The 22,836-nt window shown below is 70.2% G+C and carries 24 protein-coding genes; 1 reads left to right on the top strand and 23 read right to left on the bottom strand.

What is annotated here, in order from left to right; genetic code table 11:
• Positions 1-68: 68 nt before the first annotated feature.
• From ON30_RS31215 to ON30_RS31150, 14 genes are all read right to left on the bottom strand, one after another.
• Positions 69-614, bottom strand: a complete 546-nt coding sequence (locus ON30_RS31215) for a single-stranded DNA-binding protein (protein WP_040713391.1) — start codon at positions 612-614, stop codon at positions 69-71.
• A gap of 92 nt (positions 615-706) precedes the next feature.
• Positions 707-1,642 carry a DNA-processing protein DprA gene (locus ON30_RS31210; RefSeq protein ID WP_051030233.1) on the bottom strand — a complete coding sequence of 312 codons (936 nt, stop codon included), beginning with the start codon at positions 1,640-1,642 and terminating at the stop codon, positions 707-709.
• Between the two features lie 140 nt (positions 1,643-1,782).
• Entirely contained in the window at positions 1,783-2,763 is a 981-nt protein-coding gene (locus tag ON30_RS31205) for a DUF4192 family protein (protein WP_040713389.1), read from the bottom strand.
• Positions 2,764-2,864: 101 nt separating this feature from the next.
• Positions 2,865-3,845 carry a DUF4192 family protein gene (locus ON30_RS31200; RefSeq protein ID WP_040713388.1) on the bottom strand — a complete coding sequence of 327 codons (981 nt, stop codon included), beginning with the start codon at positions 3,843-3,845 and terminating at the stop codon, positions 2,865-2,867.
• A 223-nt stretch (positions 3,846-4,068) separates the two neighbouring features.
• A complete protein-coding gene (locus tag ON30_RS31195; protein ID WP_157183979.1) occupies positions 4,069-4,401 on the bottom strand; it encodes a hypothetical protein in 333 nt (110 codons plus the stop codon).
• A 103-nt stretch (positions 4,402-4,504) separates the two neighbouring features.
• A complete protein-coding gene (locus ON30_RS36675; RefSeq protein ID WP_051030230.1) occupies positions 4,505-4,954 on the bottom strand; it encodes a hypothetical protein in 450 nt (149 codons plus the stop codon).
• Positions 4,955-4,959: 5 nt separating this feature from the next.
• Entirely contained in the window at positions 4,960-5,706 is a 747-nt protein-coding gene (locus tag ON30_RS40460; protein WP_051030229.1) for a hypothetical protein, read from the bottom strand.
• 269 nt (positions 5,707-5,975) lie between these two features.
• Positions 5,976-6,326 (bottom strand): hypothetical protein, encoded by a 351-nt coding sequence (locus ON30_RS31180; RefSeq protein ID WP_157183978.1) that lies wholly within the window; start codon positions 6,324-6,326, stop codon positions 5,976-5,978.
• Positions 6,327-6,584: 258 nt separating this feature from the next.
• On the bottom strand, positions 6,585-7,079 hold the full coding sequence (locus ON30_RS31175; protein WP_157183977.1) for a hypothetical protein: 495 nt from the start codon (positions 7,077-7,079) through the stop codon (positions 6,585-6,587).
• Between the two features lie 433 nt (positions 7,080-7,512).
• Entirely contained in the window at positions 7,513-8,394 is an 882-nt protein-coding gene (locus tag ON30_RS31170; RefSeq protein WP_218006330.1) for a bifunctional DNA primase/polymerase, read from the bottom strand.
• 159 nt (positions 8,395-8,553) lie between these two features.
• On the bottom strand, positions 8,554-10,470 hold the full coding sequence (locus ON30_RS31165; RefSeq protein WP_040713382.1) for a ParB/RepB/Spo0J family partition protein: 1,917 nt from the start codon (positions 10,468-10,470) through the stop codon (positions 8,554-8,556).
• 106 nt (positions 10,471-10,576) lie between these two features.
• On the bottom strand, positions 10,577-10,882 hold the full coding sequence (locus ON30_RS31160; protein ID WP_040713380.1) for a hypothetical protein: 306 nt from the start codon (positions 10,880-10,882) through the stop codon (positions 10,577-10,579).
• A gap of 5 nt (positions 10,883-10,887) precedes the next feature.
• The gene (locus ON30_RS31155; RefSeq protein WP_040713377.1) at positions 10,888-11,109 is read right to left on the bottom strand and encodes a hypothetical protein; all 222 of its coding nucleotides are present in this window, start codon (positions 11,107-11,109) and stop codon (positions 10,888-10,890) included.
• A gap of 74 nt (positions 11,110-11,183) precedes the next feature.
• Positions 11,184-12,422 (bottom strand): hypothetical protein, encoded by a 1,239-nt coding sequence (locus tag ON30_RS31150; RefSeq protein ID WP_040713375.1) that lies wholly within the window; start codon positions 12,420-12,422, stop codon positions 11,184-11,186.
• Between the two features lie 1,031 nt (positions 12,423-13,453).
• Between ON30_RS31150 and ON30_RS31145 the strand changes: the two genes are divergently transcribed.
• A complete protein-coding gene (locus ON30_RS31145) occupies positions 13,454-13,657 on the top strand; it encodes a hypothetical protein (RefSeq protein WP_040713374.1) in 204 nt (67 codons plus the stop codon).
• Positions 13,658-14,291: 634 nt separating this feature from the next.
• On the opposite strand, the gene ON30_RS31140 is transcribed toward ON30_RS31145, so the two are convergent.
• From ON30_RS31140 to ON30_RS31100, 9 genes are all read right to left on the bottom strand, one after another.
• A complete protein-coding gene (locus tag ON30_RS31140) occupies positions 14,292-14,567 on the bottom strand; it encodes a hypothetical protein (protein ID WP_040713372.1) in 276 nt (91 codons plus the stop codon).
• 47 nt (positions 14,568-14,614) lie between these two features.
• Positions 14,615-15,193 (bottom strand): hypothetical protein, encoded by a 579-nt coding sequence (locus ON30_RS31135; RefSeq protein WP_040713371.1) that lies wholly within the window; start codon positions 15,191-15,193, stop codon positions 14,615-14,617.
• 77 nt (positions 15,194-15,270) lie between these two features.
• A complete protein-coding gene (locus ON30_RS31130) occupies positions 15,271-16,098 on the bottom strand; it encodes an N-6 DNA methylase (protein ID WP_051030228.1) in 828 nt (275 codons plus the stop codon).
• A 139-nt stretch (positions 16,099-16,237) separates the two neighbouring features.
• Positions 16,238-16,888 carry a hypothetical protein gene (locus tag ON30_RS31125; protein ID WP_040713370.1) on the bottom strand — a complete coding sequence of 217 codons (651 nt, stop codon included), beginning with the start codon at positions 16,886-16,888 and terminating at the stop codon, positions 16,238-16,240.
• A gap of 48 nt (positions 16,889-16,936) precedes the next feature.
• A complete protein-coding gene (locus ON30_RS31120) occupies positions 16,937-18,307 on the bottom strand; it encodes a magnesium chelatase domain-containing protein (RefSeq protein ID WP_040713367.1) in 1,371 nt (456 codons plus the stop codon).
• A 289-nt stretch (positions 18,308-18,596) separates the two neighbouring features.
• Positions 18,597-18,824 carry a hypothetical protein gene (locus ON30_RS31115; protein ID WP_040713366.1) on the bottom strand — a complete coding sequence of 76 codons (228 nt, stop codon included), beginning with the start codon at positions 18,822-18,824 and terminating at the stop codon, positions 18,597-18,599.
• Between the two features lie 78 nt (positions 18,825-18,902).
• A complete protein-coding gene (locus ON30_RS31110; protein ID WP_040713365.1) occupies positions 18,903-19,445 on the bottom strand; it encodes a hypothetical protein in 543 nt (180 codons plus the stop codon).
• Positions 19,446-19,507: 62 nt separating this feature from the next.
• Positions 19,508-21,034, bottom strand: coding sequence for an ATP-binding protein (locus ON30_RS31105; protein WP_040713364.1), 1,527 nt, complete (start codon positions 21,032-21,034; stop codon positions 19,508-19,510).
• A gap of 285 nt (positions 21,035-21,319) precedes the next feature.
• Positions 21,320-22,735: a DUF3560 domain-containing protein gene (locus ON30_RS31100; protein ID WP_063719982.1), complete on the bottom strand. Its 1,416-nt coding sequence runs from the start codon at positions 22,733-22,735 to the stop codon at positions 21,320-21,322.
• Positions 22,736-22,836: the final 101 nt, after the last annotated feature.

The raw sequence follows: 22,836 nt of genomic DNA, 5'->3' as shown, positions 1-22,836 counted from the left end.
TCCACGGTGTCCGCGCGCGCAGCCCGACCATCAAACGGGCGGAACGCGCCAATCCTCGGGCGAGGTCTCTAGAACGGGGGCTCGCCATCGCCGCCGAAACCGCTTCCGAAGCCGCCACCGAAGTTGCCGCCGAAACCGCCTCCGGATGCGCCCCAGGGATCGTCGCCGCCGCGGCTTCCGGCGGCAGCGCCGACCAGATCGCGGGAGCGATCACCGCTGCCGTTGTCGTTGCTCGTGGTGGCGTGGTTGGGCTTTCGCTTGTTGACCTTGGCGGTGGCGTAGCGCAGCGACGGACCGACCTCGTCGACCTCAAGTTCCACGACGGTGCGTTTCTCGCCCTCGCGGGTCTCGTAGGAGCGTTGTTTGAGCCGGCCGCTGACGAGCACCCGTGCGCCCCGGGTCAGCGACTCCGCGACGTTCTCCGCGGCCTCGCGCCAGACGCTGCACCGCAGGAACAGCGCCTCGCCGTCGCGCCATTCGTTGGTGTTGCGGTCGAAGAACCGCGGGGTCGAGGCGACGGTGAAATTCGCGACCGCCGCACCCGCCGGTGTGAACCTCAGCTCCGGGTCCGCGGTCAGGTTTCCTATCACGGTGATGACGGTGTCTCCGGCCATGGTGGCACTCCTTGCAGGTCGATGATCAACAGGGACAGAACAATTCGCGTGAGCATGTGTCGGCTCGCCGAACGCGGCCTTCGCGCTGACGGTCAGAGCACCGCTGGGCCGCGGTGTCGGAGGGGTTCGGGGTCGGCGGTTTCGTCGAGCGCGGTGAGCACGTCGGTGACCGAGTGGACAGGACGGGCGTGGCCGTCGGCGATGAGCCGATCGCAACCGCTGGAGGTCGCGCCGGGGCCGGGCACGGCCAGCACCGGGCGGTGCAACCGGTGCGCCCACCGCGCGGTGGACAGGGTGCCCGAGCGGATCCCGGCCTCGGGGATCACGAGCTGGCGCGACATGGCCGCGACCAGACGGTTGCGCGCGAGCAGGCGTGTCCGGTCGACGCCGAATCCGGGCGGGTACTCCGACACGACCGCCCCGCTCGCGGCGACGGCGTCGAACACCTCGGCGTGCGCGGCGGGATAGACGCGGTCGATCCCGGCCGCGGACACCAGCGTGGTCGCGACGCCGTGGTCCAGGGCGGCGCGGTGAGCGAAGACGTCCACCCCGAACGCGCCGCCGCTGACGATGTGCACACCTCGGGCGGCCAACGCGCCCGCGATCTCGCCGGTGATGCGGGCACCACGGGTGGAGACCGCTCGCGAGCCGACGACACCGACACGGGTCAGGACCGAGACCGCCTCGACCGTGCCGCGCACCCACACCGCCACCGGCGCGGCGGAACCCTCGGACCGATCGAGGTCGTGGAGCCCCAGTCCGGTCCAGCCGGGATCCTCACGGGTGAGCAACCACGCCCCGGCCTGGTCGGCGCGGTCGAGATCGCGGGCGGCGAGGTCGGCCACCGCCACCGTCGACCCCGATCCACCGGTGAGCGCCGCGATCCGGTCCGCGGCGTCCTCGATCCCGGGACCCGCTACGCGGGCGGCCGCGAGCGCGCGGGCGGCGGTGCTCTCGGTGAGCGCGGCGCGGGCCAGAATCGCCCACGCCCGCAACCGCCTATCGCTGAGTGTGGCGTGGGTGTTCATGGCAGCCTCCTCGAGGGGCGGGTGGGTGTGTGGTGGCCGGAGGGCGTCGCGGGCACCGGTGTTCGGACATGCGCGCCGCGGCGGGCCGCGACACCCGAGCGGTGGTGCTGGGTGTGCGGTCCGGGGTGATCGCGTGGTGCTCACACCTGCTCGGGCGTCCCGGTGTCGAACGGGCGCGCGGTGTTCGGTGCCCGGTGGTGTGTCAGGAGGCCCACGGCGTGGTCGTACACGGTGCGGGGGCTTCGCCGGTCGGAGCCGAGCAGGCGGGTCAGTGTCGGGTCGGCGGGGCGGTCGGCGCGGGCGATCCGTAGCCACCGGTGCGCGAAGAGCTCGCGGTTCTCGGCGATCTGGTCCAGGGCCAGCATCAGTGCGGGCAGTGCCCGGTGTCCGGCGGGCAGGCCGTCGACCAGTACCCGCCACAACGGCATCGTGATCGGGCCGGCGTTACCGAGGGTCGTGCGCAGCAGGTGAACGCGCAGGACCGGGTCGGTCAAAGCGACGGTGAGGTCGGCCGATTCGACCGCGGTCAGCTCACGACCGGAGCCGACCGCGACGATCGCCTTCTCCACCAACAGGGCACGCTCTGCGGTGGCGGCCGGGTGGTCGGCGGGGTGTGTGGCGGTGGCCCGGGTCGACAGGATGGCGGCGATCTCGGAGGCGCGCACGAGCTCACGCCTGGACCTGGTGGTGGCCCGGCCGGGCCGCGGAGGTGTGTCGGCGGGCAACAGGTCGGTGCGGCGGTCCACCTGGGTGGGGTCGGCCAGCAGCCAGCCGAGGGTGCATTCCCCGCCGGTGACGGCCAGGCGCAGCCGCAGCCGTTGCGCGAGGTCGCGGTACCAGGCCGAGCGATCCGGGTCCGCGGCAGCGGGATCGATGATGATCATCACCGCGAAGGCCGGCGTGATGTGGTGGTAGAGCTGTGCCATGTCCGCGACGTATTCGAAGGCGGTGGTCTCGTCGAACCCGGTCGGCAGCGCGGTCGCGAACTGTCCTTCGTCGCTGGTGTAGAGCACACCATCGCGTAGCTGGGTGCGCATCATCAACATCCGGATCTGCCCCTGCGGCGGACCCGGATTCGACGCCAGGACATCGGCGAGGAACAGGCCATGGTCTTGCGACATCGAATACTCCTCACTCGAGATGATCTACCGACATCCACCGCCCCAGTGGCCCGGTCCTCGGCGAGGACCGCCGATCCGGCCGGGGGTTCGACGGTCGCGGGTCAGGGCAGTGGCAGGTCGAGGCGTTCGGCGCTGAGCGGGCCGCGACGGCGGGTGATCTGTACGAGCAGGGCGGGGTCGTCGCCGAGACCGGCCAGCAGCAGCGCCGGGCCCGCAGACACGCAGCGGTCGGTGCGCGCCACGGCCAACGCGGCACGGGCCCGCCGCGGCCGGGCCTCGACGTGATGGGTGATGGCCAGCAGCATCGCCGCCACCGCGCGGTGCCCGGCGGGCAGTTCACGCACCAACACCTCCCACAACCCCACCCACCGGCGACGCCCCGAACCCGAGGCGAGGGCGTAGAGGTAGTCGCGCAGGTCGGGATCACCCAGCGCTTCGGCCAGGGCCGCGAGTTCGCCGACCTCGAGGCGTCGCGGTGTGTCCAGGGCAGCGGCCGCGTCGCGGATCCGACGCCACCGGGCCCGGGATCGGCGCGGTGACCGATGCTTTCGCGCGGTGTCGATGGCGGGGATCCGGTGGGCGGCCAGCAGCGCCGCGACCTCGGCGGCGCGCACGGCATCGGGGGTGAAGTCGTCGTCGCCTTCGGGCGCCGAGTGCTCGATGACGCCACGGGTGTTGACGCTCAGGCCGATCCATGGTGATCCGGGGCGCAGTCCGGTCACGATCCACAGATCGACCAGGGTGAGGTCGTGGTCGGGCAGGCGTGTTCGGGCTCGTTCGGCGAGCAGTCGATATCGGTGGCGAAAGCCCCGGAACGGGTGGGCGTCGACGACGATCAACGCCACCGTCTCGGTCGGCTCGCCGGCGACCGCGTCCAGCACCGGCGCCAGCACGGCGTCGATCGCCGCAGGTATCTCGGCGGTTTCGGTGAACGCGTCGAGGGGTAGCTCCACGGTCCGGTACGAGCCGAGCCCACCGGCCGCGTCGCCGGTAGCCCAGAGCAGCGCGAGCAGCCTGGGCTCCGCGCGCTCGGTGAGCGTAGCCGCCACCGCGGCCAGCAACGCCCCGGGATCATCGATCATCACGACAGACCGCCGGCGCCGAGGAAACCGGAACCGCCCCGGCGCCCGGCGTCCGGCGTCGGGTCGGGCTGCGGGGGCGGGTGGTTGGGGACGGATGTCGCGTGCGGCAGGTGTTCCATTACGGCCACGGTCCTTTCGAGAAGAGGGTCTCCACCTCGCCAGGCGGGGTGGGGGCGTGACCGGCCGAGGATGTTGTGCGGGAACCGGACACGATGCTGTGAGCTCATTGCGGGGTGGTGACGGCGATACCGGTGAGTGCGTGCAGGGCCTCGCGCCAGTCGCCGTAGCGGGCATGCACCTGCTCGTCGGCGATCCGGTGTCCGCAGTCAGCTGCGCCGTAGCGCCACCCGTCGCGGTCTCGGACGATCGCGGCCAGACACAGTTCACCGTCCCAGAGACGGACCTCGCTCGCCTCGCTCTCACCGCCGGGGTGAGCGGTGAGATCGTCCTCGCCGCGGCAGAACTGGACACGCAACACCGCCTCGGCGGGAGCGTCCGGGCATACCGGTGACGGGACAGTGTCCGGGGTCGACGGATTCGAGGGGTGATCGTGCATGCGGAAACCTCCAGGCGCGCGGGTCGTGGACGGGAGAACGCGACTCGCTTCGGCCTGCTTGAGCAGACCGGTCGGGTCGGCCCGCGGTGACGTGTTCGGTGTTTCAGGACGGGCCGGTGTCGCAGATCTGGGCGTGGGCGCCCTCGCTGCGCACGATGAGGACGAACCACGCACCGGGGTCGGTGTCGGTGTCGCGGATCAGGTCGAGGAGAGTGGGTTCGGCTCCGTCGAGGGTGGTGGTCAGCCGCATGTGATCGAAATGGTGGCCGGCCAGCAGGGGGTGGTAGTGGCGAGGCCGGCCGGGTCGGTGGCCGTGGGCGTAGACGACGTGCATCTTGTTGGTCGGGTCATCGGCGGCGGTGGGTGCTTGTCGGGGCAACCCGTTGCTGACCAGGTAGATGCCTCCCATGTCGTGGATCCAGATCAGCGCTGGCGCCTTCGTCCCGGTTTCGTCGTAGGGGTCGAGGTCGTGGTCGGGGGCGGCCATCGCGTGCTCGGCGAGGTCGAGCACCTCGGCGCGCGGGAACCACAGGCCGGCAGTTGCGTGATTCATCGTGCTCAGGTGTCCTTCCCGGTATCCGGTGGTGTCGCGTGTTGCTGGACCAGACGCCGCCACCACCGCGCCCGGCCTCGGCCGGCCGGAGTCAGGCAGGCGAGCAGGCCGGCGTCGAGCCCGCGGTAGAAGGGACTGCCCTCGATCTCGTGACGGTGGGCCAGTTCGACCCGGAGCCGCCCGAGGTCACCATCGGGTTCGGTGGCGTGGCGGTAGAGCAGTTGGTGCGCGGAGACCTCGCCGGTGGGATCGGCGATCGCGGCGGTCAGCACCGTCTCCCAGTGCGTCGTGGTCCCGGGCGCGACCGCGTCGGCGGCCGGGACCCGGTGGTGGTCGAGCAGACGCTGCCCCTCGCGCAGGTGCTCACGCAGATACCCGCGCGCGACGGCGTCGATGTCGGCTCCGGCGGGCACGCCGACCACGACGGTGCGCGCTCCGGTGAGCCGGTAGCGCGAAGGGAACCGGTCCTCGGGGTCGACGCCGTCGAGCCAGGGCGTGCGGTCACGGCCCAGCATGGACTCCCCGCCGGGCGGATCATCGAAAACGTCGAGCAACTCCGCGCGACACGCGGGACTGCTGGGAGACGACAGGGCTTCGTCGCGGAACTCGCGCCAGTCTCCCCATTCCCACCCCGCACCGGCATCGATCACATACGACGTGGCCGCGACCGGCACACCGTCGAGATACACGCTCACGTGGGGCTGCGCGGATATCCCGTCACACACCACCACGACCTCGACCGACACAGTCATCTCCTTCCGATCACAGGGATTTCGCGCGCCGACTCGACAGCCGAGCGACAGGCAGATCGCCGCGGGTGAAGCCGGGGCGAGGGGCAGGTTTTGAGAACAGGGCCGAGCGACCGACCTCACAGTGCGTGGCGCGCGCAGATCCCCGTGCCGAGAGCGTTCTGGGTTGTCACCGACCGCGCGGGCAGCGGAGCGGCAGTGGCGCGCGGCTGCGCGGTAGGCGGTTGGGAACACTCGAACGCGCGCGGGGCGGGGGTCCCGCTGGTCGGCGGTCAGTCGTGGAGCGGCTGGCCCCATTGGTTGGTCGGGCGTTGCGGGAACTCGGTGTCGTCCTCGCGGGGGGTGACCGCGTCGGCGGAGGTGACGAAGTCGAGGAACACCCAGTGGTCCCCGGTCCGCACCGGCACCTCGACGCTGGCGACCCACGCGCCGGTCGAGAGCCGATGCCAGGCACGCAGCAGACCCGGCATCGGTCCGCTCAGACGCAGACCGTGTTCGGCGACACGGCGCGGCACCGCCCTGTCCGGGTCCGGGGCGGGAAGCACCATGTCGATGTCGACGTAGACCGGACGCATGGGCGAGAACGGTCGCCACACATCCCAACCACGCCGTTTATCGAACACCTGTTTGAGTATGCCGGAAGTTGGCTGGCGGCGTACACCGCAGCCCGGGTGTGGCTGATCAGCACATTTGCCACCTGATCAGCGTTCCTGTCACCGCTGGGCGTGGTCGAGCGCATCTGGTGCGGCGAGAAGCAGCTGTTCGGACGCGTCTTGCTGCTCGAAGGGGTGTTCCCAGAACGCCTGCGGTCGCGATGTGGACGCTGATCATGATTTCTCCGAGCGGGACCCTGTGGACTGCCGAGCCACTGCCGCCGAGGTTCATCGGTCTGGGGGCGAGGCGAGCTCGGGGTAGTACTGGGCGGGCACCGGCTCGAGGCGGAGTTCGCGGCGCGCGGCGATGATGTAGGTGGCGAACGCGGCGTGGGTGGGTCGGCGGCTCGACGCCCATTGTTCGCGGGTGTGTTGGTGCTGTTGGGCTGTGTCGAACAGGTCGGTGATCGCCGCGTCGAGCTGAGCCGCTGCGACGACGACGGGGCGGGAGCCGATGAGCCGCACGACCGCGTAGGCGTCGTCCCAGCCGGCGGTTTCGGTGCGTGCGGTGGTGACCAACTCGGCGAACTCGGCGGGCGTGTGGTCGGCGAGGGCGACGGTGCGGATGTGTTCGCAGGTGGTTCTGAACTGTTCGACGAACCGTTGGTAGCCGGCGATCTTCTGGTCGCGACGCCAGCGTGAGGCTTCGGAGCGGTGGTCCCACATCCGCCCGAGAACGACACCGAGAACTCCGGTGATGGCCGCTATCAACGCAACAGTCACATCGTCCCCCTGCGGCGCATCGGCTGCGCACGCCGTTCCGACCAGCCTAACCGTGTCCCCGAAGCCCGCGGCCACCTACTACGAGATCGTGACCGGCGCGATGGACGCGCTACGCACGATGCGCTCCTGACCCCTGTGCGGTCTGGTCGAGGCTTCCGACGAGGACCGCCATCCGGCCGACACACGGAGTCGGAACCCCGTAGGGCGCGGGGGAACTCGGTCGGTGCATCCGTGGAGGCGATAGGATTTCCCGTGGCCGCCGATGCGCGCGGCTACGGGGCCCGTCGCAATACGTTGTCGGGCCGTGAGTTGTCGGTGCCGCCGGACCACCCCCTCCGGTCCGGCGGCATCACCATCCCCGGCCTTCCTCAGCGGCGGCCGGTTGAGTTGCCCCCGCCTCAAACGCAGCCTCGGGCCAGGGGGCTGGCGGTGGTCATCGTCGTAGGTGTCGGGGGCGGTTGCGGGCGTAGCGCAGTCCGTTGTCGATGGTGCGGTCGGCCTCGGCGGTGGTGAAGCCCTCGATGCCGATGTGCCCGGCGGCGGCGTCGGTGAGCACGGTGCGGGCGTGGTGGTCGGTGATCTCGTCGGCGGCGACGAGTCGGCCGAGGACGAGTGCGGCGCGGAACAGGGTGTGGTTGCGCAAGCGCACGGGTGCGGTGGCGACCCGGTGGGCTTCGGCGTTCAGGATCGCGGCGAGGTAGGCGTCGGGATGGGTCGGTACGTCACCCTGGGTGTTGCGTGGGGGCGGTGGTGGTGGGGTGAGCAGGGTGAGCAGGGACGGGGGCAGGTCAGCGACCTGGTGGTGGCCGGTGAGGGTGTAGTCACCGGCGGGGGTGCGTGATCCGGCGGCCAGGACGTAGCCGCCGTGGGCGCGGGTGTCGATGCCGTCGCCGAGAAGCCCGATGCTGCACCGGAGTCGGGGGGTGTCGGGGGCGTGGTAGTAGAGGTGCCAGCCGTGCGGGGTGGCCACGGTCCGGGTGATCGGCACGGGCGCGTCGAGTCGGCGGGCCAAGCGCGAGAGCGCGTCGGAGAACCCGTCGGCGGGCGGGGTCATGTGGCGGGGGTCGAGGTCGATCACGCAGAGCCGGGCGGGGCCGGTGGCGATCGCGATGTTGCGGGCGGGGTCTCGGTCCCACCAGGCGTGGATGCGGTCGGGGTCGGTGCTGGCGTGTTCGGGCCAGCGTTTGAACACGGGTGGTTTCTTGGCCCAGGGTCGGACGGGGAACACCGGCCATCCGTGGGCCGCGGCGGCCAAGGCTGCGGCGCGCGGGTCGGTGATCGTGGCGGCGCTGGGAGGATGTTCTGTGATGGTCACCGGCGCGGTCCTTCGAGTCGGACGGTGTGGAGGGCGGGTCGGTCGGGGGCGGTCACTACGGACTCCTCGGTGGATGCCGCGAAGCGGGCCGGGGGGTTCCCGGCGCGCCCGCGAGGGTGTGCGGGCGCGCGCCGGGAACCCGGGTGCGGGGCGGGCGGGTCAGGCCGCGGCGGGCAGATTCTGCTCGTCGGGGTCGGGTTCGTCGGCGTCGCGGGAGGCCGTGTCCGGCTGGGGCTGGGTGCCGGTGGGGTTGTCGATGTCGATGCTCTCGGCCTTGATCTCTCCGAGTGCGGCGAGTTCGACCTCGACGAGGGGGTAGCCGAGTTCGCGCAGGAATTCCAGGTAGCGGCGCACCGCGGAATCGGCGTAGCGCCACAGGTCCTTGTCGGCGCGGTGTTCGTAGCCGCCGAGCAGCAGCGCGAGCGCGATGACCTGGGCGCGTGCGGGTTTGGTGGTCTCGAGGGTGGCGAGCAGGTCGTGGCGGGTCCGATACCCCTCGATGCCCAGCAGTTTCAGCGCGCTGCCGAAGGCGTGGTATTCACCGGTGAGGGCGGGGTCGGCGAGCAGGGACCGGGTCATGAACAACGAGGCTTGGGTGGGCGGGGTCTTGCGGGCCAGCAGTCGGGTTACGAACTCGATCCGGGTCGCCTTCGCGGCCAGACCCAGCTTGTTGAGTTCGCGCGTGCGCCGTCGCGCGATCCGTTCGATCTCGGCCGCCGCCTCGGCCGCCGCGGCGCGGCGTTCGGCGTCGGCGCGGCGTTGGGCGGCGGCCTGCTCGTCGTCGACCGGAGCGAAACGGGAGCCGCTTTCGGTGCCGGTGCCCTGCCCGGCCTCGCCCTCGCCCTCGCTCTCGGCGTCGGTGGTGTCGGTCTCGGATTTCAGGTCGGCGAGTGCGTACAGGCCAACGGTGTCGAGGTGTTCGCGGGGCAGGAAGTACTCGGGCGCGACCTGGTCGCGTTCTTCGACCTCGCGGGCGTGGCGCAGCCCCTCGGCGGGGTCGGTGTCGGGGTGTTCGTGGGTGTTCCAGTCCACGGTGTCGGGGTCGATGCGGTGTCCGGTGGCGATCTCGACCCACACCGGCTCCTGATCGGTGTCGAGCCACACCAGCCACGGTTCGGGGTTGGTGGCGATGTGGGCGAACTCGATCGCTTGGCCCTCGGCGGTGACGATCTCGGCCGCGCACAGCAGCTCTCCGTCGTGGTGGTAGGTGTCGGGGTAGTCGGTGAGAACCGCGAGGCCGGCCTGGGCATACGGGAGGGCGTCGGTGAGGTAGGCGCGGGCTTCGGCGCGTTCGACCTTGATCTTGTTGGCTTCGTAGTCGAACACGCCCTTGCGGGCGTTGAGCAGTCGGGTGACCGCGTCGGCGTCGCCCACGGCCTCGTAGTCGGCGATCACCGCGGCGTGAGCGAGGTCGTACTGGTCGTCGTCGATGAGCCTGCGCGCGGTGGCCGACGCGCCGACCTTGCCGACGAGTCGCACCTGCTCGCGTTTGGTCTGCAATGCCTTGGCCACGCGGGTGACCGAGGCACCGAGGTCGAGGGCCTGGGTGATCCCGGCGGCGCGGTCGCCGTTGGTGATCGGGATCCGGCGGTCGTTGAGGGTGATCTGTTCGAAGATGCGCTCGATCTCGGCCTCGGCGGGGTCCACGCTCGGGTCGAAATCGCGGATATAGATGGGGACCTCGGGCAGCTCGAACGCCAGCGCGGTCAGGGTGCGGACCTGCCCGTCGCGAACCAGCAGGCGTCCGTCGGGCATGCGGATCACCAGGATCGGATCCTTGACGCCGTGTTCGCGTATGGATTCGGTGACCTCGGGGTGGTCCTCGAGTCGGAAGTCCTTGCGCACGTTCTCGGGGATCTCGAGCTCGGCGGGGTCGATGGTCGGCCCCGTGCACAACCGGCCGGTGTCCGGGGTGCTCTCGGCGTCGGCACCGGGTACGCCGGGATCCGAGCCTCCCTGATCGTCCGGGGCGGTGACGGGTTCGGGACCGGGGCGCGGGTCGGCGTCGGCGGCCTGGCCGTCGGCCTGCTGGTCGAGGTCGGGGTCGGTGATGGGTGTGTCGGTGTCGGTGGGCATCGAGATGGGCTCCTATCGTGAAAGAGGCAGGGGCCAGCCGGTTTTGGACCGGCCGGTCCCTGCCTCGGGGGAGGGGACTTCGATGAACGGCGTCGGGTGGGCTCGGTCACCCGCGCTCGGGATCGGCGGTGCGGGGTGTCTCGAGGGCGATGTCGAGGTCGTCGCGGGCGACGGCGATCTCGGCGTGGATGCCGCCGTGTTTGGCGGGCACGGGCCGGTAGCAGGCCCGGCACACCACCCCGGAGTACGCGTCGCTGCTGCCCTTGCCGCTGGCCTGACAGCACGGGGTCAGGACCGCGGTGTACTCCCCGGCGAACCGGATGATCACGCAGCCCTCGGCGTCGAGACCGAGGATGTCGGTGACGGCGTCGAAACCGGCGGGCAGGAGAAGTTTCCGCTTGGCCGTGGTCACCGGTGCTACTTCTTGGTGCGGGTGGCCACGTTGATCGGTCGCAGGCGCCGCGCGCCGTGCGGGGCCTCGGGGTCGGTGTAGCCCCAGTGCTTGGCCTTCCAGTCCGGGTGCTGCTCGCGCCAGCGGATGACGGTCTGCTCGTCGAGCGCGTCGACCGGTCCGGCGGCGCCGAAGTGCTCGGCGGTGGCGAACTCCTCGCGGGTCAGGGTGGTGGTGGTTTCGGCCATGAGGCACAACTCCTTCGAGACATGTAGGGGCAGGGGACAGGGGTGGGGCGAGTGACCGGGGGAGGCGTCGGGGGTTAGACGAGGGTCATCGCGGTGAGAGCGAGGTCGTCGAGGGTGTCGGCGCGGTCGGGGTCGGGGATGGTCTGGGAGTAGCTGGTGACCGCGTTGGCGATCCCGGCCGCGGTGAGTTGGCCGCCGGCGATGAAGTGCGACAGGATGCCGGAGCGTTCGTCCTCGGTGAACCCGAGTTTCTTGCCCATGACCTCGAGGGTGCGTTCGGGCGCGGTGACCGGGGTCCCGGCGTGGCGTTCGAGCTCCTGGACCCGGGCGTCGAGGAATTCCGGGGACATCCATTCCGAGACCTTGTCGCGGGTCTCGGCGGTGATGACGGCCAAGCGTTTGCGCTGGGTGTCCTGCGACCAGGAGCCGGTGGCGCCGATCTCGAGGCGGTCCCCGACATGGCGTTTGGTGTAGGCGAACATCGGCAGCGTGAGCCCGTTGTCGCAGATCTGGACCACCAGCTCCGGTTTCAACGTGACGGCGTGGTGACCGATCTCGGAGTTGGAGAACCGCAACCCCGCGAACACGACCGGCTCGGCCCCGGGGCGGTAGCCGCGTCCCTCGCGGGCGGCCACGCGCCGCCATCGGTCGATGTCCCCGGCGGCGCGGCGGCGTTCGGCCTCGAGTTCGGGGTTGGCGAACGGGGTCCGGTAGTTGTCCAGGAACGTCGGCGCGAGCGCGTGGATCTTCGGGGAGACGACCTTGCAGTGCATGGAGGATTCCGACAGGTCACACGAGCGCACGGTGACGTCGGTGTCGGCCAGCCGGATACCGTCGAGGACGGCGGTGAGCACGTCGAGGTTGTCGATGATCCCGTAGCGGTCCGAGAGCACCGCCCGCAACAGCCCCGGCTCGCCGCCGGTGCCGGGGGTGAACAGGCGCAGCAGGAACGAGCGCTCGTCCGGGCCGCCGGGCAGGCGCGGGTCGGTCGGGCCGTGCAGCAGGCCGTTGACGTTGGCGTCGTAGAGATCGGTGCGCTGCATCTCGCGCAGCGATTTCAGGTAGCCGGCCGGGATCTTCAGCTTCGACCCCAGGTGCGAGTCCGCCGCCCCGGTCGGCCGATACAGGCCGTCCACGGCGGTGAATCCGCGCTCGTCGAGGACCGGCTCGACACCGGCCAACTCGATCAACCCGTCGGTGGCGCGCAGCGCGGAGGCGGGGGCCAGGACGTCGAGTTTGGCGGCCTGCTGGTCGTTGAGCAGGCCGACGAGGTCGCCCAGGTCGGTGTGACGGACGGTCGAAGCGATCGACATAGCGATGTGTTCCTCTCTCGGACAGACGGATACGACACGCCACACCCCTGTCGAATGGCAGGGGTGCGGCGTGTAGAGGTTGGGGGTGGGACAGGTCGGTGCGAGCTCGCGTGCGTACTCAGGCGCGCGGAAGGACAGTTCTGTCGCTGTGGGGCCTGGGTGATCGCCCGATAAGCGTTGGCCTGGCGCGCGCACCGGCCAGATGCCGCTAGCAGTGCTGCTGGACATCATTCGACGGTGGCGAGGCGGCGCTGGTTCAGCACCGGTAGCGGTGCCACATGTTCGCCTAGATCGGTAATGCGATGCCGACCGGCGGACGAATAGAAAGTTGTCGTGTCCAGCGCGAAAGGAGCCTGGGCCACGGCGACCGCACGAGTCACGTGCGCCGCGGCCAGCGGAAAGTCATGAAGGCCGCGTTGTTCGGTAGGCGGTGAGATCGTCCCAATTCGCCCAGGTCACCGAATATTTGCCAAAAAAGTGAGGTATGTCATACTCCATGCGCTATTGCTCTGAAGGGCTCACGGTGGCGTGACCTTGGTCGCAGGGAGGTGTCGATCGAACCGGCTTTGATCCGGTTCAGATTCGCTTGAGATTCGCTTGAGATTCGCTTCCAGTCTATCCCTAACTGGATCCGCCTCCATCACCCCTTGTAATAGCTATGTGCTCTGTTTATGTAGTCCCTTGTTGTTGATCTATGAGTAGAGCCAGCTTTCGGAAGCCGCCTGGATGGCCACTTCCTGGGGGTGTGTAGCCAGGAGTGTGCAGTGGGGGTTGTCCGTGCTTGGATGGTCGGCCTGTCGGTGGAGTCCCAGTAGAGTTCTCGGGCAGTGGACCGGCTTCGGGTGTCGGGTCGGTCCGCCGTTCGACTCGCTCGTTTCGCTTGTCTCCGTAGAGGATTCGACGCAAGCGCGGCGGATTGGGGCGTCCCGACTGTCGGCGGTCGGTGCGGTCCCTGTCCGCGGCGATTGGCGCGGATGTCGAAGGCTCTAGAAGCCGGAGCGAGAGGGCGCAGTTCATCGATGAGTTGGTCCATGGGCGGGTTCGAACGCGGTCGCGAGATCGCTGGCACCCTCGCTAGACGAGGCGGGCAGGCAATAGTGATCGGCCTGCGAGTTGTATCGATCGCTTCGATCCTGGCGAACGTCATCGGAAACGATGACGCCGCCAGCGCGGTGGTGACCGTGCTGGCGGCAATCACGAAATTGGGCGGGATTCTGGCTAGCCTAGGAAACTGACAGGATCCGGCCCCTGGTGAGGAAGACCCTCGGGTGAGCGCCGTGCGGCACTCGAGCCCGAGGGCTCTTTCTCCGCCTCAAGTCTACGGACAACGGGATAGACCACGAAATCCCGTGCGTGAAGTTGCTAACCGGGTCCGGTGTCGGATCGTTGTCCGGGGTGCTACTTGTTGCGTGCGCCGCCCTGCTGAATGTAGGCAGAGGATCTTCTCCGCCGTTGGGGCGCTGTCGAGCCACTCGACCCCGGCCTGCTCGATCGATCCATCGGACGTGTGCAAGGTGGTGGCGGGGGCCGGGATGTCGAGTTTGGCGGCCGGCTGGTTGTTGAGCAGAGCGACGAGGTCACCCTGCTCGGCGTGACGCACTGCCGAAGCGATCGACATCTCGGTGTGTTTCTCTCTCGGACAGACGGATACGACACGCGACACCCCCGTCGAGCGGGAGGGGCGTGGCGTGTGCGGGGACTTGGGATGCGGCGCGGGCTCAGGCGGCGGCGGGTTCGTTCTCGCCGGTGCGGGCGTGGGTGAGCTCGGCGAGCTGCTGGATCAGTTCCTCGACGGCGTCGAGCTGGTCGCTGGTCAGGGCGGGGATCGTTACGATCGCGGTGGTGCGGTTGTCGCCCGCGTCGGCGCAGTCACGGCGCGACTTCGGCTTCGGCGGCGGTGTCGCAGGAATGCAGGTAGAACTCGGTGCTCGTACCGCCCTGCTGGATGTAGACGAACGACCGCGGCGCGGGCGGCGCGTGGTCGAGCCACGCGGTCAACCCGCGGATGGGGTGCAGGATGTGATGAGCTCGGGCGTGGTGGTCGCAATCCTCGTAGTCGCGTTCCTCGCCGACCTCGGCGTAGGCGAGCACCGAGCGCAGGTCGGCCAGCAAGGCGGGGGTGAGTGCGAGATCGAGCTCGGTCATCGTCGAACCTCCCTCTCGGAGGGTGTGATCGGGCGGCGGGGAGGGCGTCACCGCTGCTGCTGTTGGGGCAGGGTCTGCACGAGCGCCCAGGAGGCGTCGGTCTCGGCGCGGGCGGCGGCCAGGCGTCGGTATCCGTGTTGCTGGAGGACATCGAGGGCGGCCAGGGCGTGGGAGGCGTCCTGGCGGCGCTGATCAGCGCAGTGATGGCGGTGTCGTGCGGCGCGTTCGTCGGTCAGGAACTCAGCGACGATCTCGAGGACGGTGTCGGTGATCAGCTCGCGCACATCGGTGTCGGCGGCGGCCAGGGGGTGGCCCAGAGTGATGTGCAGGCGTCCGGGCTCGCCCAGGCACACCGCCGCGGCCGCCCCGCTGCCGGGTTCGCCGGGGAAGAACTTCGCCAGCACGCGCGGATTGCCCAACGCTTCGCCGCCGGTGTGCAGGCCGAAGAACCGCACGACGACCATCGACCGGCGTTCGGTGATCCCGTCGACGGTGACGAGGTGTTCGCCCATGTCGGTGAACACCTGCCCGGTCAGCGGGGCGTCGTCGGTGGCGAACAGGGTGTAGGCCGCCCCGTAGTCGGTGGTGTTGGTGTGGATGCTGAGGCTGAAACCTGGTGTGGGCATGACGAATCCAGACTCCTGTCCGAACGGCAGGGTAGAAGGGGGACCGAGCATGACGGCACGGGGCGAGGCCCGGTTTTTCAGCCGGCGCGGGTGTGACGTTCCCGCGGCGGTGTGAGCGCGCCCGGGTGCCGGGCGCGGGCGCGGCGTCGACGCGCGAGGGCGGTGTCGGCGAAGTCGGTGGTGACGATCTCGGTGCGGACCGGGCGTTGATGCCAGTACGGGTCGTGGTAGGCGGTGTCGACGCTGCATCCGGGCTCGAGGGCGATGCCGGTGCCGGAGGAGAACCGCTTGTACTCGGCGTCACCGAGCCCCTCGCGCATCCGGTGGCCGCCGCTGTAGCGGAACGGGGCCGAAGGTTGCGGCACGAGGAAGACTCCGTGGCGGGCGAAGTGCGCTGCCAGCGCGATGACGTGGTATTCGAAGCGGGGGCCGCGGTATCCGGGGGCATTGGCGGTGCGGGGGTGGTTGCCGAAGGGCGGGTTGGCGATCGCGGTGTCGAACATCCGCCACCGCTGCCGACTCGCCGCGAACACGTCCGCGCACATCCAGGTGGCCTCGGGGACCAGCTTCATCCCGACGGCCACGAATTCGGGATTGGCTTCGACACATACGATTTCGCGGGCCGGTAGCCCGTTGTACTGCTGGTGGGTGTTGCGGCAGGCGAACGCGAGCGCGCCGATGCCGGCGCACAGGTCGATGACCCGGTTGCCGACCACGTCCAGGGACATGCAGTCCGCGAGGTCGGTCGGGGTGAAGAACGCGCCGCCGGGCTGGTTCTGGTTCGCCGATTCCTGGTAGTGGGTGAGAACGAACCGTTTCTCGTCCTCGTCCAGGTCGCGGTGCAACTCGGTCAGGGCGAGGGCTTCGCGATGCGCGGCGGCCTCGGCGCGGGTGAGTCTGCCCATGACGTATCGACCTCCGAACAGGGAAAGGTCACCGGGCCCGAGGGCGCGGGGTTCGGTGACGGGGATGGATGTGGAAGACGGAATCGCCGCCGTAGTGCGGCGTCGGCTGGATGGATCCGAGGGCGAGGCCGCGTGGGTGTCAGGGGCGTGTGGCGGCGGGAGCAGGAGTCTCGGGTGGGTGCAGGATCTCGTATTCGCGCATCGCCCATCCCGGGGCGGCGCACAGTGGCGGCCCTTCGGGCAGGATGCCGGAGTCGGTGATCTGCGCGCGCCGCCACCGCGTCGGGGTGTCGACGAGGACTTGTCGGACCTCGCCGATGCCGCGCGGGTAGGTGTAGGGGCGGTCGAACCGGATGACGGCGCCGACCGCTGTTGCCGCGCGACGGCGGGCATCGGCCACGGCACGGTGGTGGCGGATCGCCGCGGCCCGCCAATCGGCGGCCTCCGGGTAGTCGGTGGTGGTGAGCGCTTCCAGGACCCTGCGGGTCACGCCTTCGTGGTCGGCGGGGCCTTCGGTCTCGTGTAGATGCTTGACGATGATCTCGGACTCGTTGCCGCGGCGATGGCGCGAGTAGAGCAGCACGTGCGCCGACACCGTCACCGGTGTGGTGGTGGTGTCGGCGACCGCGGCGTAGAGGGCATAGGACCAGCCCCCGCGACGTCGCCGGCCGAGCGCGTGGCGGCAGTGCGCGATGACGCGATACCCGTCTCGCAGGTTCTCGCGCAGCGCATCCAGGACGAAGCGGTGGGTGTCGGTCGAGGACGTCACGTAGTAGCCGGTCGAACCCATGTCGATCTCCCTTCGAGGACCTTCGCAACCCGCCGGGCGCGAGAGGACTCAGCTGTTGTCGCGGAGGAAGTCGCTGAGCCGTTGTTCGGCGGCGTCGATCGGGTCGACCCGCAGCGGGTCGATGCTCTCGAACTGCCGCAGGATGGACCGCAGTTCGTGCACGTGATCGGGATGCAGGGTGGGGACGAGGTCCTGGGGTCCGGAATCCACGGGGTGGTCGGCGTCGGGTGCGTCTGGTGAGGGCGGACTGTGGTCAGGGGCGGTCAGGTCGGGGTAGCGGGCCGGCTCGTGCGCGGGGAATTGGCGCAGGTGTTCGATCAGTTCGGCGTTGGTGAAGCCGTGATCGGTCTCGGGTGCGGAGAGCACGGTCACCACCCGGTGCGCGAGCGCGACCGCCGGGGCGAGCCGGTCGTGGATGTCGAGGCAAGCAGCGTAGTCGTAGTCGTCGAGCTCGGTGGAGAACTCGATCGCCTCGTGCAACTCGACCGCGGCCCGCCCCAGCTGCCGCGACCGCAACGGATCAGACCCTGCCGCGGCTCGGTTCAGGTCGTCGAGCAATCCCATGACGGCCGTACCGGCGTCATGGACAGCCGTACCGAGCGCGACATCGACCTCGTCGACGCCCTCCCACCGCTGGTACAGGTCGTTGATCTCTGCGTCCCAGTGCGCGATGGCCGACCGCAGATTCTCCAGCGGCTGCGGGGAATCGGTCACGGCGGGCTCGATCCGGGTGTGCGCGATCGGATCGGAGTCGCCGGTGACCGTTGGCGCGGTGACACCGACGCTGTTGTGTGCTGCCCGCAGGCCGGTGATCATCTCGGGACCGTACTGGTGGGCGATGCGCATGCCCAGCGCGTCCGGTCTGGTCGAGGCCGGGATGGGTCGGCTGCGGCTGATCGCGTCGAGCCAGTTCAGGACGCCTTCCAGATCGGCGGGTGTGACGACGGTGAGGGCGTCGAGTCGATCCAGTGCCTCGGTGTCGGCGGGGCGGGCGGTGACCACGTAGCGGAATTGCGCCCGTTCGGCGGCGGCGATGACGCCGGCCAGGGCCTCGGGGGTGAGCCGGGGGCGAAGGCTGCCGTCGAGGTTGAGTTCGGCGATGAACAGCATCTGGTCGAGCAACCCCTGCCAGGGCGGGTCGGTGGCGAGTTGGTAGACGGCCAGCGCGGCGGCGAGATCGTGAGACGCGCTGTAGGCGGAACCGCCGACACGGTAGAGGCTGTACGGCTCGTTCGGATAGGCGGCGTCGCTGTTGTACAGCGCGGCACGGACTCGGTCGCGGGGCTCGCGCAGCATCGGGTGCGCGGGCACCGTGGTGGCAACGGTGTCCAGGGCGGTGGCGGCGCCGGTGGCGATCAGGGCCAGGTCAGCGCTGCCGTCGTTCGTAGGGGTGGCGGTCCAGGCGAAGGTGTCGATCACGGGTTCTCCGTTCGGTCGGTCAGTCGGGGGCGTCGGAAAACGGTTGGTCCCGGCAGGTCCCCGGGGGTGAGGTAGACGTGGCGGGCCGAGAGAGCGGCGGTGACGCCGTGGTCGGCGATGTGATGGTTGGCGCCCCAGGAATTCGCGGAGGTGATCGGTCCGGGCAACGGCGTAGGTGTTGCGGGCCAGCCGCTGGGGCCAGGGGCGGTGTTCAATTTCTCGCTCAGAACCCGCCCTGACCCCGCACCAATGACGCCCGAATTCACGCTGAAACACGTCAGAATTCGCCCTAACCAGCCGCGGCGCGGTCGGGATCGGAGCGAGCCAGCACCGCCGGGTCGACCTCTCCAGTGACCGCGCCGGTGCTCAACACGGTCGCGGCCTGTTCGACACCGAGCTCGTCGACCAGGTGCCAGAAGGTCTTCGACGGGCCGCGCGCCGCGGGCGGCAGCAGCGCCCACGCCAGCCGCCGCGGGTCGGTCACCGCCGCGAACGGGCACAGGTCAGTGTTGGGCATAGGGAATCCGTTCTGCTGGTGGTGAATCGGCGTGTGATGGCCGCTCGGTCGGTGTGGATGTGAGGTGTGGTCGGCCGGTCAGTGGCCCATCGCCGTGACGGGGCGCCCGGCGCGCCAGTTGGTCCAGGCGTCGGCGATGTTGGGGCGCGAGCCTCCCGCGGCGACCGCTACGGCGTAGGCGTGGGCGAAGTCGACCGCTTCGCCGGAGCCGACTCCGGCGGCGTCGCACCAGCCGCGCACATACCCGAGCGCCTCGGCACACAGCCAGGAGGCTGTCCGGTCGCGCAACGCCTTCTCGTATTCCTCGAATCCCGGCACCCGCCTGGCGATCGTCTTGGTGGGGGAGAGGTCGGCGGTCAGGTCGCCGGTGGTCTGCCACGCGACCCACGCCTGCGCCGGACCCGGCACGAAATCCGGGTCGTTGTCGAGGCATTCGGTGAGGCGGTCGGCGTAGGCGATGGCGAACGCGCGGGCGATATCGGCTTCACGGGCGTGGGGGTGGTGGATGCCCAGCGCGCCGAACACGAACCCCTCGGCCATCGCACGGGCCCGCTCGATGCGGGCGCGGCGATCGATGTCGGTGTCGGTGTCGGGCGGGTCGACGAAAGCGGGTGTGGACATGACAAAACTCCTCGACTGGGCCGGCAGATGGTGGAGCGAACACCCTGGCGCTGCGCGGTGTGTCACGGCCTGGTGGCGCCGCGCAGGTGCAGGGCTTCGACGATGTCGTGGGTGCTGGGACGGTCCGCGCCGCGCAGGTCGGCGATGGTCGCGGCGACCGCGAGGGTCTGGTCCGCGCCGCGGCGGGTGATCGCGCCCGACCGCAGCGCCGCCTCCAACGGGGCGGCCTCGGTGCGCGACAGCGGGAACCGCGCGCGCAGCAGCGCGGCGGGGACGTGCGCGTTGAGGGTGTGGCCGTCCTCGCGCCAGCGTCGGGCCGCGCTCTGGCGGGCGGCGGTGACCCGCCCGCGGACCTGCGCGCTGGACTCCGGCGGTTGGTCACCGAAACCGGTGCGTTCGTCGGGGTTGTCGCGGATCGTGATGGCGACCCGCTCGGCCAGGACGCGAGCCAGCCGGTCGCGGTGGCGGGCCTTGGCGGCGGGCGGACACGCGCAGGCCGTCGCGGAGCTCGCGTAGCACAAGCATTCGTGCGAGGTCAGGACCGCGATGGTGGCACACGGCATCCGCAGTAGGTGGTCGCGGTCGGCCACGACGACTTCCTCGTCCTCGAGCGAGGCACCCAGCGCTTCGAGGGTGCGGTCGTGCAGGTCGGGGTAAGACTCCAGGTGCAGCACACCCAGATGCGCGCGGGCCAGCGCGCCGGGCCGGGCGGCGGTGGCGCTGCCCGACAACGCCCGGGCACTGGCGGAGTGGTGGACCTCGACGTAGGGGCGGGCGGCGATCGAGGACAGCGGCCCTGCGGGGAGGGTGCCGGCCAGGGACGCGATCGCCCGGATCTGGAGCGATTCGGCTTCGGTCGGGCGCGGCAGCAGGCCGGGCAGGCGTCGGGCCAGGGCGCCGAACCCCGCGGTCAGTGGTCCGATCAGGCGCAGGTGGTGTCCACCCGCGGCGGCGACCTCGAGCGCCCATCGCGCCCGGTACCGTCCCCGGACCGCGCTCAGATCCACCTCAGCGCTGCCGGTGTACTCCGCTGCGGCGGTGACGAAGGCGGGGCGAGTGACAGCGTTGTCGGCCCCGCCGAGCCAGGCCGCGACCGCGCGGAGGTCCTCGGCCCCGACAACGTCGATTCCCGGTGCGAGGGCGGCCTCGGTCAGGTTCGCGCGCGGCACGATCGCCAGCGACCGTCCGTGGTCTCGGGCGGCCAGGACCGCGGGCAGGATCCCGCGCAGCGGACGCAATCGCCCGTCGGGGGCGAGTCCGCCCAACAGCACCAGTCCGGCCAGGCGTGAGGAGCTGATCGCGGTCGGGTGAGCGGCGGCCAGGACCGCCACCGCCATCGCGAGGTCGTGGGCACCCTCGATCGACGGCGCCGTCGACGGTGTGACGATGATCCGCACCCGGCCCGACGGCCATGCCCACCCGCACGCCGGGACCGCCGCGCGGACACGGTCGACCCCGGCGGCCAGCCGGTCACGCTCCGGGCCGAACACGACGACCGAATCCAGTCCCGGCGCGACCCGCACGTCGATATCGGTCAGTATTCCGGTGAGCCCGCGCACGAGCACCGAACAGGCCACCGCGCCCCTCACCGGACCTCCCCACCGAGCCGGTCGACGAAGAAGGGCGAACCGGGCATCGACGCCTCGGCGAAACGGACAGGACGGAAACCCATTGCTGTAACTCCGATCTGGTGCGGACAGGGAACAGTGCGCGCCGCCTCGCGACACACCAACGCGGCGGCGAGAAACCGGCCGATGACCGTCGAAGGCGGCGCACGCGCGTCGTTGATTCGACAGTGGGACAACGGATTACGCATGTGGTCTGCGATGTGTAGTGGGCGGGTCATGCCGGTGTAGCCCGCGGTGCCGGTGTCCTCAGGCAGCAGGAAGGTAGGTGCGGGCCTCGACCAGGGCACGGACCTGGTTGTGGACTTCTTCGGGCCAGCGCACCGGCCCGGCGATCGGGAACTCGGTGACGGGCAGTTCGACCGGGTCGCCGTGCACGAACCTGTCCTCGCGGCGGCGCGCGCGCAACCGCACCGTGCCGGGTTCGGTGATGGGTTCGGGTGGGGTGGCGTACCAGTAGGGCGGGTGCGGCCAGGCCGCGTCGTAGTCGACGCCGTCGATGCTCCAGGACCAGTACTCGGCCTGGAGTCCGTGGCGGTGCTCGAGTTTGGTCCTGCCGGGCTTGCGTTTCGGGCGCGCCGGCGGGTCGGTGGCGTCGAGGTCGGCGAAGATGTCGGGGAACCGTTCGCGGGCCTGGGCCTCGGTCATGACGGCGGTGACGTCGTGGAAGCGCACCGTGTCGTCGGTGGTGATCCACCGGTGCCCGGTCATCTTCGCGGTGATCGTGTGCAGCAACTGTGGTGAGAGCGAGAGGTTCACCACCGACACCGATTTCGGATTCACCCGCGTGATCTGACGCCAGCTCGACCCGTGCGCGCGCACGAAGTCCCCGACCGTGAAATCCTCGCGCCCCCAACCCGGGGTCAAGCCTTCATCGATCTGGGCCTGGCGGATCTGTTTCCAGTAGGCGATATCGCGTTCACGCTGGGTCATCCGGGCAATCACCCGCTCCCGATACTCACCGGTCGCCGGGCCGGTGGTCTCGGTCTGATAGACCTCGCCGCGGCCGTCGAGGAAGCGGCGAGTGTGCCCGTCCAAGACGCGTTGATCCCCGCGCTGCTCGGCCTCGAGGGTCTCGATGCGATTCGCGACCGTGCGCGGGGAATAGCGCAGGTCGGTGGTGTGGGCGGCGGACTCGGCGCGCTGGTGGGCACGCTCGGCGTCACGACCGGCCTCGACCACACGCCCGAACGCCTTCCACGACCTGTCGAGCGCGTTGCGATGCCGGCGTTCGGAATGATGACCGATCTTGACCGGCTCTCCGAACGGCGGTAATTGCTCGTGGGCGCGCTGATTCGCGGCCTCCGCGGCCGCAGCGCGGGCGTCCTTGCGTGACGCCTTGTCCTGCAACGCCTCCACTCTATCGGCCTGGCGTGCGGCGCGGGCGGCCTCGGCGTCCTCGGTCGCACGCGCGGAACGGTCGATGTCGAGTTCGACGGTGTATCCGGCCTCGCGCAGCTTCTTCGCCGCGTAGTCGATGTAGAGCTGCTTGGGCTGGCGATCACGCGAGGACAGCACATACCAGCCGTCCAGATTGCGCGACCACCGCCAGTGCCCGATCGCCTTCCGTACGGCCTCCATGAGCTCGTAGGTGCCGTCGCCGCGGGCGGTGCCGGTCAACAAGGTGCCCTCTTCGGCGGTGTGGGAGATCGTCAGCGTCGACATCGGACACCACCTCCTTCCATGAGATGTCGACATGCGCAGGCATGCATGCGTTGTGGGTGGGGTGCGGCTCGGTCGGAACCGGGCTCGGCGGCCACGGCCGC

Origin of the sequence: Nocardia takedensis NBRC 100417, from assembly GCF_000308695.1 — a bacterium.
Classification (GTDB): domain Bacteria; phylum Actinomycetota; class Actinomycetes; order Mycobacteriales; family Mycobacteriaceae; genus Nocardia; species Nocardia takedensis.
The sequence above is the reverse complement of the archived record's forward strand: the minus strand, read 5'-3'. Positions and strand labels throughout refer to the sequence as shown.

What these genes read in the sequence shown, in the direction of transcription:
- ON30_RS31140 (WP_040713372.1), bottom strand. Translation starts at nt 14,567, where the DNA reads ATGACCGAGCTCGATCTCGCACTCACCCCCGCCTTGCTGGCCGACCTG.
- ON30_RS31195 (WP_157183979.1), bottom strand. Translation starts at nt 4,401, where the DNA reads ATGCACGATCACCCCTCGAATCCGTCGACCCCGGACACTGTCCCGTCA.
- ON30_RS40460 (WP_051030229.1), bottom strand. Translation starts at nt 5,706, where the DNA reads ATGACTGTGTCGGTCGAGGTCGTGGTGGTGTGTGACGGGATATCCGCG.
- ON30_RS31130 (WP_051030228.1), bottom strand. Translation starts at nt 16,098, where the DNA reads ATGGGCAGACTCACCCGCGCCGAGGCCGCCGCGCATCGCGAAGCCCTC.
- ON30_RS31150 (WP_040713375.1), bottom strand. Translation starts at nt 12,422, where the DNA reads ATGTCGATCGCTTCGACCGTCCGTCACACCGACCTGGGCGACCTCGTC.
- ON30_RS31125 (WP_040713370.1), bottom strand. Translation starts at nt 16,888, where the DNA reads ATGGGTTCGACCGGCTACTACGTGACGTCCTCGACCGACACCCACCGC.
- ON30_RS31200 (WP_040713388.1), bottom strand. Translation starts at nt 3,845, where the DNA reads ATGATCGATGATCCCGGGGCGTTGCTGGCCGCGGTGGCGGCTACGCTC.
- ON30_RS31100 (WP_063719982.1), bottom strand. Translation starts at nt 22,735, where the DNA reads ATGTCGACGCTGACGATCTCCCACACCGCCGAAGAGGGCACCTTGTTG.
- ON30_RS36675 (WP_051030230.1), bottom strand. Translation starts at nt 4,954, where the DNA reads ATGAATCACGCAACTGCCGGCCTGTGGTTCCCGCGCGCCGAGGTGCTC.
- ON30_RS31110 (WP_040713365.1), bottom strand. Translation starts at nt 19,445, where the DNA reads ATGTCCACACCCGCTTTCGTCGACCCGCCCGACACCGACACCGACATC.
- ON30_RS31135 (WP_040713371.1), bottom strand. Translation starts at nt 15,193, where the DNA reads ATGCCCACACCAGGTTTCAGCCTCAGCATCCACACCAACACCACCGAC.
- ON30_RS31165 (WP_040713382.1), bottom strand. Translation starts at nt 10,470, where the DNA reads ATGCCCACCGACACCGACACACCCATCACCGACCCCGACCTCGACCAG.
- ON30_RS31210 (WP_051030233.1), bottom strand. Translation starts at nt 1,642, where the DNA reads ATGAACACCCACGCCACACTCAGCGATAGGCGGTTGCGGGCGTGGGCG.
- ON30_RS31155 (WP_040713377.1), bottom strand. Translation starts at nt 11,109, where the DNA reads ATGGCCGAAACCACCACCACCCTGACCCGCGAGGAGTTCGCCACCGCC.
- ON30_RS31205 (WP_040713389.1), bottom strand. Translation starts at nt 2,763, where the DNA reads ATGTCGCAAGACCATGGCCTGTTCCTCGCCGATGTCCTGGCGTCGAAT.
- ON30_RS31215 (WP_040713391.1), bottom strand. Translation starts at nt 614, where the DNA reads ATGGCCGGAGACACCGTCATCACCGTGATAGGAAACCTGACCGCGGAC.
- ON30_RS31145 (WP_040713374.1), top strand. Translation starts at nt 13,454, where the DNA reads ATGGGCGGGTTCGAACGCGGTCGCGAGATCGCTGGCACCCTCGCTAGA.
- ON30_RS31115 (WP_040713366.1), bottom strand. Translation starts at nt 18,824, where the DNA reads ATGCCCAACACTGACCTGTGCCCGTTCGCGGCGGTGACCGACCCGCGG.